At 41.2% G+C, this 14135-nt stretch carries 10 protein-coding genes; 8 read left to right on the forward strand and 2 right to left on the reverse strand.

Annotated elements, in window-relative coordinates:
- Window positions 1-2: 2 nt before the first annotated feature.
- A complete protein-coding gene (locus tag CYAN7822_RS20985) occupies window positions 3-560 on the reverse strand; it encodes a DUF4126 domain-containing protein (RefSeq protein WP_041933335.1) in 558 nt (185 codons plus the stop codon).
- A gap of 195 nt (window positions 561-755) precedes the next feature.
- Between CYAN7822_RS20985 and CYAN7822_RS20990 the strand changes: the two genes are divergently transcribed.
- From CYAN7822_RS20990 to CYAN7822_RS21015, 6 genes are all read left to right on the forward strand, one after another.
- Window positions 756-2051: a Glu/Leu/Phe/Val family dehydrogenase gene (locus CYAN7822_RS20990; RefSeq protein ID WP_013324259.1), complete on the forward strand. Its 1296-nt coding sequence runs from the start codon at window positions 756-758 to the stop codon at window positions 2049-2051.
- Window positions 2052-2346: 295 nt separating this feature from the next.
- Window positions 2347-6081: a HEAT repeat domain-containing protein gene (locus CYAN7822_RS20995; protein ID WP_013324260.1), complete on the forward strand. Its 3735-nt coding sequence runs from the start codon at window positions 2347-2349 to the stop codon at window positions 6079-6081.
- A gap of 51 nt (window positions 6082-6132) precedes the next feature.
- Window positions 6133-6633, forward strand: a complete 501-nt coding sequence (locus CYAN7822_RS21000) for a HEAT repeat domain-containing protein (protein WP_013324261.1) — start codon at window positions 6133-6135, stop codon at window positions 6631-6633.
- Window positions 6634-6855: 222 nt separating this feature from the next.
- Window positions 6856-7434 carry a HEAT repeat domain-containing protein gene (locus tag CYAN7822_RS21005; protein ID WP_041933901.1) on the forward strand — a complete coding sequence of 193 codons (579 nt, stop codon included), beginning with the start codon at window positions 6856-6858 and terminating at the stop codon, window positions 7432-7434.
- A gap of 221 nt (window positions 7435-7655) precedes the next feature.
- The gene (locus CYAN7822_RS21010; RefSeq protein WP_013324263.1) at window positions 7656-8234 is read left to right on the forward strand and encodes a DUF1802 family protein; all 579 of its coding nucleotides are present in this window, start codon (window positions 7656-7658) and stop codon (window positions 8232-8234) included.
- Between the two features lie 94 nt (window positions 8235-8328).
- Window positions 8329-8823 carry a host attachment protein gene (locus CYAN7822_RS21015; RefSeq protein WP_013324264.1) on the forward strand — a complete coding sequence of 165 codons (495 nt, stop codon included), beginning with the start codon at window positions 8329-8331 and terminating at the stop codon, window positions 8821-8823.
- A 279-nt stretch (window positions 8824-9102) separates the two neighbouring features.
- Here CYAN7822_RS21015 and CYAN7822_RS21020 read toward each other — a convergent pair whose 3' ends face one another.
- A complete protein-coding gene (locus CYAN7822_RS21020) occupies window positions 9103-9825 on the reverse strand; it encodes a vWA domain-containing protein (protein ID WP_013324265.1) in 723 nt (240 codons plus the stop codon).
- A gap of 346 nt (window positions 9826-10171) precedes the next feature.
- On the opposite strand from CYAN7822_RS21020, the gene CYAN7822_RS21025 reads away from it, so the two are divergent.
- Window positions 10172-12115, forward strand: coding sequence for an alpha-amylase family glycosyl hydrolase (locus CYAN7822_RS21025; protein WP_013324266.1), 1944 nt, complete (start codon window positions 10172-10174; stop codon window positions 12113-12115).
- Window positions 12116-12212: 97 nt separating this feature from the next.
- Window positions 12213-14036, forward strand: coding sequence for a malto-oligosyltrehalose trehalohydrolase (treZ, locus tag CYAN7822_RS21030; RefSeq protein WP_013324267.1), 1824 nt, complete (start codon window positions 12213-12215; stop codon window positions 14034-14036).
- Window positions 14037-14135 lie beyond the last annotated feature (99 nt).

Genomic DNA, 14135 nt, shown 5'->3' on the forward strand with positions numbered 1-14135 from the left:
TATTAAGAATGAGGGGGTTTTTGCTTAGACCAATCTCGCCAAGCTTTAGAACTACGAATAGCGATCCATAAGAGTAAAAGCGCAATTAATCCCCCATTTTCAGGCGCTTTAAAGGCAAAAAGCACCAAAAAAACACAGAGAATATCCTCTAAACACACAACCCAGATCGGAATTCCCCGCAGACGAAAAAACCACCCCGCTTGCACCAGTTGTAACAATAAAGCAAAAAGACCTCCTACCATCCCAAGCACCCACAGAGGTCTAAACTCTAGTTCAAGGATATGGGCAACGCTAAGACTCATTAAAGCCCCTACCATAGGACTAAACAGAACCTCAACAACTTGAAGAACCCGTTGTCCTAATAAATATTTTGAGCCAAATAACTCAAACAGTGACCAACTGATGAGTATGGTTAATAAAACCCGAGGATTAATCTGAGACAGCAAGGGCAGTTGATTCCACATTTGGCTATGCAACAGGCCAATAATCAACAAAGGCAAGGCAATTCTCATCCCTGCCGCAGCAGATGCTGAAAGAGCAGCTAAAAGTCCTATAATCATGACCTTGTTGCCAGCGAGAGTTTTCTCTAGTTTACTTGATGCACCGATATCACTATCAGTAGAGAGACAGTACATATACATAATTAATAAAAATAAACTGTAACAATTTATACCAAAAAATATGTTTAAATAAAAATAGAACTAATCGAGAATTAATCAACGGGGATCACGAAAAACCAAAGGAGAAATGAGGATATGGATAAGCCGCTATTAGCCGATGCCAGCACTAGATTAGAATCAGCTTTAAAATATGTGTCTATTTCCGAGGATGCCATAGAACGTTTGAAATATCCGAAGGCAAGTTTAAGCGTTTCTATTCCGGTGCGGATGGATGATGGATCACTGCGAATTTTTCAGGGCTATCGGGTACGCTACGATGATACGAGAGGCCCAGGTAAGGGAGGGGTTCGCTATCATCCTAACGTCAACATTGATGAGGTGCAATCTCTGGCTTTTTGGATGACATTTAAATGTGCTTTATTAAATTTACCCTTTGGGGGAGCAAAAGGCGGCGTTACGGTTAACCCGAAAGAGCTATCAAAACATGAGTTAGAACGCTTGAGTCGGGGATATATAGAAGCCATTGCCGATTTTATCGGGCCTGATGTAGATATCTTAGCACCGGATGTTTATACTAATGCGATGATTATGGGTTGGATGATGGATCAGTATAGCATCATCACTCGTAAGATTTCGCCCGCAGTGGTGACCGGTAAACCTTTGACGATGGGAGGAAGTCAGGGACGAGATGCCGCCACCGGCCGAGGAGCTTATTATGTTATTCAAGCCATGTTAGGGCGCTTTGATCTTGAGCCGGCTCATACAACTATTGCTGTTCAAGGGTTTGGTAATGCTGGCGGTGTAGTGGCAGAATTATTATCTAAAGCCGGCTATAAAGTCGTGGCGGTGAGTGATTCGGGTGGGGGTATTTATTCGGAAAAAGGCTTAGATATTCCCAGTATTCGCCGTTATAAACAGGAACAACGAGGCATAAAAGCGATTTATTGTCAAGATACGGTGTGCAATATTGAGGAACATCAGTTAATTACCAATGAGGAATTATTAAGTTTAGATGTAGATGTTTTGATTCCGGCGGCGTTAGAAAATCAAATTACTCAGACCAATGCGGCTGATGTAAAAGCTAAGTATATTTTTGAAGTGGCGAATGGTCCGATTACTTCGGCGGCTGATCAAATTTTAGAGCAAAAAGGCATTTATGTATTCCCGGATATTTTAGTTAATGCCGGTGGGGTAACGGTAAGTTATTTTGAGTGGGTGCAAAACCGGAATGGTCTTTACTGGACTTTAAAGGAAGTGCATGAGAGACTCAAAGAAAACATGGTCACCGAAGCAGAAAAAGTTTGGTCAGTTGCTCAAGAATTTGGGGTTTCGTTGCGGACTGCGGCGTATGTTCATGCTTTGAACCGTCTCGGTGAAGCGCTTGATGCTAAAGGGACACGAGATTATTATATTAACGGTACCATTGGCTGATTCCTTTAATAAGGGGGGGGGAAAATTTTTTCTTCTTGTAGGGTGGGTTAGCGGCAGCGTAACCCACCATTATTTATCTTGATTAGGGCAGCGTAACCCACCATTATTTATCTTGATTAGGGCAGCGTAACCCACCATTATTTATCTTGATTAGAGCAGCGTAACCCACCATTATTTATCTTGATTAGAGCAGCGTAACCCACCATTATTTATCTTGATTAGGGCAGCGTAACCCACCATTATCTATCTTAATAAGCTACAATAACTAACAAAATCCCTATATTTTGCTGTTGGGATGGGTTTAACTAATGGGATAGAGTTTCAGGATTATTTACAAGCACTCTCCTCTACTCGCTTCGAGAATTGGTGGGGATATTTTATTCATACCCATGCGGCAGAACAAGTCCCCATGAAACCGGTTCCCTCTGAGTCATACTTTGAATTTGACTTAATGGTAGAGTTGGTACAACCCCCACCAAAAGACCCTCGACAGCAACCCCAGAAAACAGAAACACACCCTGTCTTAGAAGGTATCCGAAAATATGCCCCAGATCATGTGTTATTGATAGGGCGATCCGGTTCAGGAAAAACAACCGCTTTACAACGATTATTAATAGAAGAAGCTAATAATGCTTTGACCTCTCCCCCTACCCCTCTCCTACAAGGCGAGGGGAGCAATACTTCTGACTTATCAAGGGGGGCAAGGGGGGATCTCGATAATGTTAGATTGACCTCTCCCCCAAATCATCTCCTAAAAGGCGAGGGGAGCAATACTTCTGACTTATCAAGGGGGGCCGGGGGGGATCTCGATAATGTTAGATTGACCTCTCCCCCAACCCCTCTCCTAAAAGGCGAGGGGAGCAATACTTATACTCCACCCTTATCAAGGGGGGCCGGGGGGGATATGCCCAAAATCCCTGTTTTAATCGAGTTAAGGTTTTTTCAGAAGGAAGACCAAGTTATCGAGCGGCTAGGGGCATTTTTACACAAATACGATCCACATTTAGAAGCCGATGCACCCACTTTAAACACCCTTTTGCAACAGGGAAAATTTTTACTGTTATTTGACGGGTTAAATGAATTATCCTCGGATGAAGCGAGACAAACTGTTAGAAAGTTCCGTGAGGATAACCCTCATATTCCTATGATTTTCACGACACGGGATATAGAGTTAGGCGGCAATTTCGACATCAAAAAAACCCTAGAAATGCAACCCCTAAGCGAAAAGCAAATGCGGGACTATATTCAGCAGAAATTGCCGGAAACGGGGGAGGATTTATGGAGACAGTTACAAAACCGTTTAAGAGAATTTGGAAAAACCCCGTTATTATTGTGGATGTTATGCGAGTTATTTAAAAAGACTGGGCAAATACCTCCTCATTTAGGGTTAGTCTTTCGTCTGTTTACCCAAGGATATGAACGGTTTAAAGAGGTTGAAACGAGAGCAAGTGAGCATGAGCGGCACTGGTGGCAAAAGTTGTTACAATACCTTGCTTTTAGGATGATTGAGGGAGATAAGGCGACTGAGGTTAGGGTTGCTATTTCTAGAGGGGAAGCGGAAAGGGTTTTAATTAAGTTTCTTGAGGGTAAGGTTGCTCATGCTGATGATTTTGTTCTGGGTTGTTTAGAAAATTTATTGAAACATCATTTAGTTAATTTAGAAGGGGATAATATTACTTTTCTTCACCAACTGATTCAAGAATATTATGCGGCGGAATATTTATACCAAAATTTAGATGATATTAGTGATGAGTGTTTGAAGTATTATTATCTTAATTATCTCAAATGGACTGAACCTTTAGCCCTGATGATGGGGTTATTGCAGAAGGAAAAGCAAGCTGTTAGGGTGGTTAAGTTGGCACTCTTAGTTGATTTAAAGTTGGGAGCGAGGTTAGCGGGTGAGGTAATACCCAAGTTACAACAGCAAACCGTTAGTTTAGTGATGGGGTTACAAGTTCCGAAATTATATAAGATTTGGCTTTTGGAGGAAACTAAATCAAAATTAGTGATTGATGAGTTAATTAATGCTCTCAAAGATGAAGACGATGATGTTAGCTCCGCAGCCGCAAAAGCTTTGGGAAAAATTGGCAATCACACCGCTATCAAGCCTTTAATTAATGCTCTCAAAGATGAAAACTATTATGTTCGCCACGCCGCCGCAGAAGCCTTGGAAAATATCGGCAATCACACCGCTATCGAACCTTTAATTAATGCTCTCAAAGATGAAAAATATTATGTTCGCCGCGCCGCCGCAGAAATCTTGGGAAAAATCGGTAATCACACCGCTATCGAGCCTTTAATTAATGCTCTCAAAGATGAAGACGATTTGGTTCGCTCCGCAGCCGCAGAAGCCTTGGTAGAAATCGGCAATCCGACCGCTATCGAGCCTTTAATTAATGCTCTCACAGATGAAGACGATTTGGTTCGCCACGCCGCCGCAGAAATCTTGGGAAAAATCGACAATCACACCGCTATCGAGCCTTTAATTCATGCTCTCAAAGATGAAAACTATTATGTTCGCTACGCAGCCGCAGAAGCTTTGAGAAAAATCGGCAATCACACTGCTATCGAGCCTTTAATTCATGCTCTCAAAGATGAAAAATATTATGTTCGCTACGCAGCCGCAGAAGCTTTGGGAAATATCGGCAATCACACCGCTATCGAGCCTTTAATTCATGCTCTCAAAGATGAAGAGGTTGATGTTCGCCGCGTAGCAGCAGAAGCCTTGGGAAAAATCGGCAATCACACCGCTATCGAGCCTTTAATTCATGCTCTCAAAGATGAAGAGGTTGATGTTCGCCGCGTAGCAGCAGAAGCCTTGGGAAAAATCGGCAATCACACCGCTATCGAGCCTTTAATTCATGCTCTCAAAGATGAAAACTATTATGTTCGCCGCGCAGCAGCAAAAATCTTGGAAAAAATCGGTAATCCGACCGCTATTGAGCCTTTAATTAATGCTCTCAAAGATGAAGACTATCATGTTCGCTACGCAGCAGCAAAAATCTTGAGAAAAATCGGTAATCCGACCGCTATTGAGCCTTTAATTAATGCTCTCAAAGATGAAGACGATTTTGTTCGCTACGCAGCAGCAGAAGCCTTGGGAAAAATCGGCAATCACACCGCTATCAAGCCATTAATTAATGCTCTCAAGGATAAATACTATTATGTTCGCCACGCCGCCGCAGAAGCCTTGGGAAAAATCGGCAATCACACCACTATCGAGCCTTTAATTAATGCTCTCAAAGATGAAGACTATTATGTTCGCTACGCAGCAGCAGAAGCTTTGGGAAAAATCGGCAATCACACCGCTATCGAGCCATTAATTAATGCTCTCAAAGATGAAAACTTTTTGGTTCGCTTTGTAGCAGCAGAAGCCTTGGGAGAAATCGGCAATCACACCGCTATCGAGCCTTTAATTAATGGTCTTAAAGATGAAGAATATTATGTTCGCTACGAAGCCGCAGAAGCCTTGGGAGAAATCGGTAATCCGACCGCTATTGAGCCTTTAATTAATGCTCTCAAAGATGAAGACGATTTTGTTCGCCGCGCCGCCGCCAAAGCTTTGGGAGAAATCGGCAATCAGACCGCTATTGAGCCTTTAATTAATGCTCTCAAAGATGAAGAATATTATGTTCGCTACGAAGCCGCAGAAGCCTTGGGAGAAATCGGCAATGACACCGCTATTGAGCCTTTAATTAATGCTCTCAAAGATGAAGAATATTATGTTCGCCTCGCCGCCGCAGAAGCCTTGGGAAAAATCGGCAATCACACCGCTATTCCCCACTTAATTAATATTTTAAATAACGAAACCTTTGCTATGACTAATTACCAAGATATATTTAGCCATGCACTTGAAACCTTACTAACCCTTCAAGAAACCCTCAAATACTACAACCCAGAAATAGCCCAAGCGCCGCCACCAAAACCCCACAAAACACAAACAGACTCAATATATAACATCAATGCTAATTCAGTTCAGATTGTAGGAACAACAGAAGGCGGAGATGCCGTTATCCATAAAACTATATAAACTAAAACTAATACCGAGGGGAGAGGTCATAATTAAACAGGAGGATAATTGATGATTGCCCAAACCCAATACACTCAGATGGCGGTTGATACTCTCTGTGAAGGATTAAATGATCCTATCCCTCAAATTCGCGCTAAATCTGCCGAATCTTTAGGTAAAATAGGCAGCGATCGCGCTGTTGGTTCATTAGTGAGTCATCTATACGACAGTGACATAACCGTCCGTCTTAATATTATCCAAGCCTTGGGAGAAATAGCCAGTCACAACGCTATACCTGATCTCGTTAATTACCTAAATGATCCAGATTCTACTATTCGCAGCGCCACAGCAGAAACCCTCGGAAAAATTGGCAGTGAACAAGCCATATCCTACCTCTGTCAATCTCTCAATGATACAGACTCATCGGTTCGCGCTACCGCCGTTAAAGCATTAGGACAAATTGGTTCACAAGAGGCTATTCCCGCTTTAATACAAGCCTTCCATGATACTGATGATACCGTAAGACTCAATGCGGCTGATGCCATCGGAAAAATAGGTTCACGTTATTCTTAGTTTGACTTCTCCGCGCCGTGCAGACAACGCGAATTCTTCTTAAGAGATTTTAATCCTTAAAGGGTTAGCCAAAAACCCGCTAGACACTCGCTCAAAATCGAGTCTGTGTTTACTTTTAACCAAAATGTTAGCACTGCCATTTATGTCTGCTGAAACGATATGTTTATCCTTAAATGTAAAGCCGCTCTCTTATGGGCGGGGTTTCAAACCCAGGAATTTTCGATGACCGACTGGCGGGAATATGAACAAATCATTATTGATGATTTTTGCCAAGCCTTACAAGCAGATCCTAACCCGAAAATTCGTGCTAAAGTGGCTGAAATTTTAGGTAAGATAGCAATAGGTAATGAAAAAGCCTTTTTAGCGCTGCGTCAAGCTTTTCTAAAAGATAAAAATAGACAAGTAAGAATTAGTGCGGCTGAAGCCATTACCCAAATTATCCCCCAATCTAACTTAAAATCAATTATGTCAGAACCTTCTAAATATAATATTTCTAATCCTCAAAATGTTCAAATAGTAGAAACCACTGCGGGGGGTGATGCGGTAATTCATAAATACGCCCAACAACAAAATTTAACCGAAGCCGCCCAACAAATTCAAGACTTAATTGAATATATTCAAAAAACTAATCCAACCACCACAGAAGAAGAAGCCGTTAAACAAATTATTAAACAAAATCCGACTCTAAAAACAAGATTAGTTAATGCTTTAAAACAAGGCGGTACAGAAGCGTTAAAAGTATTTTTTCCCTTGGTAAGTATTCCTTTAGAAACCATTCGAGGATTTATCGAAGCTGATTAAGCATTTCTTACCCCGTAGAGACGTTGCATACAACCTCTCTACAATGAACGGTTACTCAGCTACATTGGGGATGAGAGGGGGGTTTATTCCCCCTTACCTTGTAGGGAAGGGGGTTAGGGGGTTAGGTTTTTAATTACTCAATCGAATACAGATGAAATTTAGTGGTAAATTTTGTTAAAAGAAAATTATAAAGCTAATATAGCCGCACCCGAACTAACTGTATGTCACTCTCAACCCTTACCACAAATCACTGCTTAAAAGAATGGGAAGTCGCCGTTAACGCCTTAGAAGCCGGCAAAACCATTTTATTATTACGAAAAGGCGGCATAAAAGAAACACAAGGCAAATTTGAAGTCAAAGAACCACAAATCTTACTCTATCCTACCTACGAACATCAAAAACCCGATTTACTTAAACCCGAATATGCAGCACAAGTGACTGCTGTTGAATCTGGATGGCATCCAGACACCGTAAGAATCGGCAGTTGGGCAGAAATTACTGATATTTTCGCCATTACTGAGGAAATCATCCTTAAAAAATTGTACCTTTACCACATTTGGAATGAAAAATTTATTACAGAAAGATTAAAATTTAAACCGCGTCAGCCGCTCTATGTTCTCTTACTAAGAGTGTATCTATTACCCTATCCTGTAATGATTTCCTATCGTTCAGAATACGGCGGCTGTAAATCTTGGATTGATTTAAACGAATCCATAGACTTAGGAGACATTCAACCGGTACTCGATGACACTCAGTACAATCAACACCGAAGCACAATTGGACAAATTGTCAACAATTAAGTGAATTTAAGGAACTATTAAGCTTTATTCCAAAGTGTTTTAGAATACATACTTCGGTTGATAAGATGGGGTTAGAATTCGCCATAAAGCCTATATGAATCAATCCGTAGTAGCTGTATTAGATGGAACTCGTGCCCGCTTCTTTACCCTAGAACCAGCAGAGTCACCTGAATATCAATCCGGACCCAACCTCATCGAAAGAGATTGTCTTACTAACACAGTTAAAGAAACACAAGGCAAAGATCTCTGGGCCAATACCAAAACCGGACGAAATCGAGGTGCAGGCAGTCAAGCTCATGGCTATGATGATCATCGTCAGAATCATATTAACGAATTTGAACGCAGTTTTGCTAAAGAAATTGTCAATAAACTTATCGGTTTAAGTGATGAGTACCATCCTCAACAAGTGGTTTTAGTCGCTGAACCCAAATTTTTAGGTCTTGTGCGCGAGGCCATCACTCCCCAACTCCCTAAATCTCTCAAATTACAAGAGTTGGCTAAAGATTTATGTAAAATGAAAGCCTTAGAACTTCATGAGTATTTAGCAGATAAACAATTGTTACCTCGTCGCAAAGTTGCCGCTAGATAAACATTAAAACTTTAACTATTTTTGCCCCGTAGAGACGTTTTGTTTTAGGCAACGTCTCTATAGTGCTATGGAGTTATTTTTACCTAAACATCCCTATTGAACCAGGGCTATTTCATTCTCTCAAATTCCCTAACCCTGAAGGGTTGGGCTACACGGAACTTTGCCCGCCTGCGCGGGCTATCCGACGAATTATGAGCCTTTTAGCCTGCGTAGGCAGGCTTGGTTCGTATAGCTCCAGGCTTCAGCCTGTGAGCGTTTCAAAAGAATGAAATAGCCCTGCTATTGAACTAATCGCCGCACCTTCCCTAACGCCATATAAGACCCTCCTGTTCCTTCTTTAACTGCATCAGAGACTAAACTTTCTATTTCTATCTCGAATACTTGCGCGGCATCTTGCGGAGATTGAATAAAATAAAAGTTGCCTTTGCCGCCATTGGCCATATTAATTAACAAATCTTCATTAAAATAAGTTCCAAAGCCTAACGTCGTGGTAATAATGCCTTGTTCGGCTTTTTCGGTGGCGGTTTTGGTCAAAATTTTCGGATCACTGTTGCCCACATTGGCTAATCCATCCGTTAATAATAATACTCGATTGAGTCGTTCGGCGGATAAGTTGGCTTTGACATGATCGCATCCCGTTAACCAACCGCCGCTTAAGTTAGTACATCCTCTGGCATTAATACGATTAATCTGATTTTTAATAGCGGCTTGATCTTTAACCGGTTGAGGGGCAACAATCGTCTCTACAAAGTCATCATAAACGACGACAGAAAGAATGTCCTCTGGAGTCAAATACTCCACTAATTTTTGTGCCGCCATTTTGGCATACTTTAAAGCTGAACCCGCCATAGAACCAGAACGATCTAAAATAAGACTTAAATTGAGAGGACGACGGGAACTGTCTTTACTACTCGCAGAACTGATAAAACTGATGAGTAGATCTACTGTAGCCGCACTATTGACAGCGATCAAAGATTGACTAAGGCTGTAATTGACTTGCATAAAAATAATTTTTTAAGGGTTGTTGTAGATAAGTCAACAGAGACTTATTTTTAGGATACCCAAATTGAAGCAAGTAGCCAGACATCAATAAAGTTCACAGTGAAGAAACAAGAGAAGGAGGATGAAATCAGGGCTTAAAATTTGTTTACAATAATCAAACAGCCCTAGTCAAATCTCAGGCGGCAAAAAAGTATTCAACTTTACAATTATTCAAAACAAGCACAAAGAGCCACATCAAACCCTATCCTAAATCAAAAGATAGGAAAAAAGATTACCTACAAAGGTAGATGTTTAAAAACAGAGCTTTTCTTTACAATACGCCAAGATAATCATTTATAGTTAAGATATGGAAAAAACAATCCCTCTACCATCATCTAAAAATCAATATGAAGTAACTCAAAAAGAAGCTGAGATCAAAGAAGATCTCATCAAAACTGAAGAGAGAACTAAAGAAAGTGAAATTGACCTCGAGTTTCTTTATACAAGAGACGTTGAATTTCGCCAAGAAACCATTTATTTTTTAGTAGTAGATCGCTTTTATGACGGCGATCCGAATAACAGTGAAGGCCCTAACCCCGAACTTTATGACCCCCAACAACAAGAATGGGGGAAATATTGGGGAGGAGATTTACAAGGCATTATCGAAAAACTAGATTATCTTAAAAACCTGGGAGTAACCGCCCTTTGGTTAACTCCTTTATTTGAACAAATCGAAGACTTATTTGTGGAATCAGCCGCCATTCACGGATACTGGACAAAAGATTTTAAGCGTATTAATCCCCGTTATATTGGTGAAGGAGAAAACCCCTCTCTTAACCAAACCCAAGACAGCCGCGATACAACCTTTGACCGTTTGATTAGAGAATTACACAAACGGAATATGAAATTAATTTTAGATATTGTTTGTAACCACAGCAACCCAGATATTAGCGGCAAAAAAGGGGAACTGTATGACGACGGCGTAAAGATAGCTGACTTTAATGATGATAAAAATCATTGGTATCACCACTATGGTGAGATCATGGATTGGGAAGATGAATGGCAAGTCAAAAACTGTGAATTGTGCGGACTAGCGACTTTTAATGAAAATAATACCGAGTATCGCAACTATATAAAAGCTGCGATTAAACAATGGCTAGATCGGGGAGTGGATGCCTTGCGGGTAGATACTGTCAAGCATATGCCGATCTGGTTCTGGCAAGAATTCAACGCAGATATCCAATCTCACCGCCCCGATGTATTTATCTTTGGCGAATGGATTTATAGCAGTCCTAATGATCCTGACTCGGTAGCTTTTGTCAACAATTCTGGGATGAGTATCCTAGACTTTGGTTTGGCCATGGCCATTCGTCAGGCCTTGGGAACTTGGGCAGAAGGCGGCTTTCACCTGATTCAAGAAGTATTAGACTTAGATTGTCGCTACGAAGGGGCAACCGAGTTAATTACCTTCATCGATAACCATGATATGCACCGGTTCCAAAGCTTAAACCCCGATCCCGATATCTTACGCATGGCAGTGGCATTAATCATGACCTCTCGGGGTATTCCTTGCCTATTTTATGGAACCGAACAATATCTACACAATGATACCAATGCCGATGGCAACCCCTACGGCAATAACGACCCCTATAACCGTCCCATGATGGAAAAATGGGAGACAGATACCCCCATTTATCAAGATGTGCGCCGCCTGTCGGGAGTCAGACGCTTAAATCCTGCTGTATCGATGGGGAGTCAATGGCAAAAATATCTCACCCCTGATGTATATTGTTATATCCGACGCTATCGGGATTCAGTGGTATTTGTGGCCATGAACCGAGGCGAACCCGTTACCCTAGAAGCAGTAGATACAGAGTTACCCGATGGAGAACATACCGATATTATCTCCCTCAACAAATATCAAGTCGTAGAGGGTCATCTGCACAATTTACACCTAGACTCTAAACAAATACTCATTATCAGCCGCGTTGGCGAACGAGTCAAAGGACAATCCATTGTGCGGGTACAAGTTAACGGCGTAAATACCCAACCCGGCGAAACCATTGTCGTCACCGGTGACTGTCCTGAATTAGGGAACTGGGATATTGGCAAAGCTTACCCCTTGGAATACATCAACCAGAATACCTGGTTTGGCGAAATTCCCTTTAACGAAAGCACTGGTAAACCCATTGCCTATAAATACGCCATGTGGCGCGAAGGACAAGCGCCTTTAAGAGAAAATTTAGTCTCTCGTCGTTGGGTAGTGGCCAGCGAAGGAACCGTCAAATGGCGTGATCGCTGGGCCTGGTAGTTCAAGAGTGAACAGTTAAACCTCAATCACTTAACCCTTAACTGTTCACTTTATTTGCGGACAATTTTATCAAAATAGTAAACCCCTATTATAAATCATGAAACTCGGCGCAAATTATTTAGGAAATAACGAATGTGAATTCACGGTTTGGGCCCCCTTACTCAAAGAAGTCGCTGTAGAAATTGTGGCCCCCGAAAAACGCTTACTGCCAATGGAAAAAGATGACCTCGGCTATTGGAAAGTGAGAGAAAAAAACATTACTCCTGATACCCTCTATTGGTATCAATTAGAAGGAGAAAAAAAGCGACCCGATCCGGCTTCTCACTTTCAACCTAAAGGAGTGCATGACCCCTCCCAAGTCATCGATCACAGTACCTATACTTGGCAAGATCAAGACTGGAAAAACATCCCTTTTCCCGATTGGATAATCTATGAATTGCACGTAGGAACCTTTACCCCTGAAGGCACTTTTGAAGCCATTATTGCGCGGCTTCCGGATTTAAAAGAATTAGGCGTAAATGTGATAGAAATTATGCCCGTTGCTCAATTTCCAGGGGCGAGAAACTGGGGTTATGATGGGGTATATCCTTATGCAGTGCAAAACTCTTATGGCGGTCCTAATGGTCTAAAAAAATTAGTCGATGCTTGTCATCAACAAGGACTCGCCGTTATCCTAGATGTAGTTTATAACCACTTAGGGCCAGAAGGAAATTATGTCAGTGATTTTGGGCCTTATTTTACCCTTACTTATAATACGCCTTGGGGAACAGCCGTTAACTTTGATGATGCTCACAGTTATGGCGTGCGGAATTTTGTCATTGAAAATGCCATTTATTGGTTAGGAGAATATCATTTTGATGGCTTAAGATTAGATGCCATTCATGCCATTTATGATTTAGGGGCTAAACATATTCTGGCTGAATTAGCCGAAGCGGTAGAGGTTTTTTCTCAACAGCAAGAACGTCCCTTATATTTAATTGCTGAAAGTGATTTAAATGATGTCAAAGTGATTAATCCTCAAGAGTTAGGAGGACACGGAATACAGGCTCAATGGAGTGATGACTTTCACCATTGTGTTCATACTTTAGTCACTCAGGAAAGCATCGGTTACTATCAAGATTTTGGTCAATGTCAACAGTTAGCAAAAGTCTTACAAGAGGGGTTTGCTTACACGTGGAATTATTCCCCATCTCGCCGCCGTTATCATGGAAACTATGCCGGTGATCGTCCGCCTTATCAATTAGTCGTTTGCATTCAAAATCATGACCAAGTTGGCAATCGAATGTTAGGGGAGCGGCTGTCTCATTTAACCTCTTTTGATGCTTTAAAATTAGCCGCAGCAACCCTTCTCCTTTCTCCTTTTATTCCTTTATTATTTATGGGCGAAGAATATGGAGAAGACGCGCCTTTTCTTTACTTCATTGATCATTCTGACCCCAATTTAATTAAAGCGGTAAGAGAAGGCAGAAAAGCCGAATTTGAAGAGTTTCATGCTGAAGGTGAACCGCCTGATGCTGATAGTATCGAGACATTTAAAAAGAGTACCTTAAATTGGCAATCAAGAAAAGAAGGCAAGCATAAAGTTTTGTGGGAATTTTATCGAGAACTAATTCGACTACGGCAGGAAATACCCGCTCTCACTCAACGAGAACAGTACAATAGTAAAATTTCTTTTTTAGAGGATGAAAAAATTATTTCTGTCTATCGTTGGAGCGCGGACAGTGAAGTAATTTACCTCTTAAACTTTAATGGAAAAGAAGTGGACTACTCTTTAGTTATTCCTAGTGGAAACTGGCAAAAAAGAATCGATTCATCAGAAAGCCAATGGCAAGGAAGCGGCTCGAAGTTACCCCAGTCTTTAAGCCAATCACAAAGTTTAAATTTATCTCCTTATACAGCCGTTCTTTACCAAAAAGCCTAACTTTGCTTATTTGATTAACTAGGATTTTTTTTAAGTTTAATTCTTAAATTTCCTAATCATAGTTTTACTTTAATCATTGTTTTTAATCAATTAACTAAT

Origin of the sequence: Gloeothece verrucosa PCC 7822, assembly GCF_000147335.1 — a bacterium.
Classification (GTDB): Bacteria; Cyanobacteriota; Cyanobacteriia; order Cyanobacteriales; family Microcystaceae; genus Gloeothece; species Gloeothece verrucosa.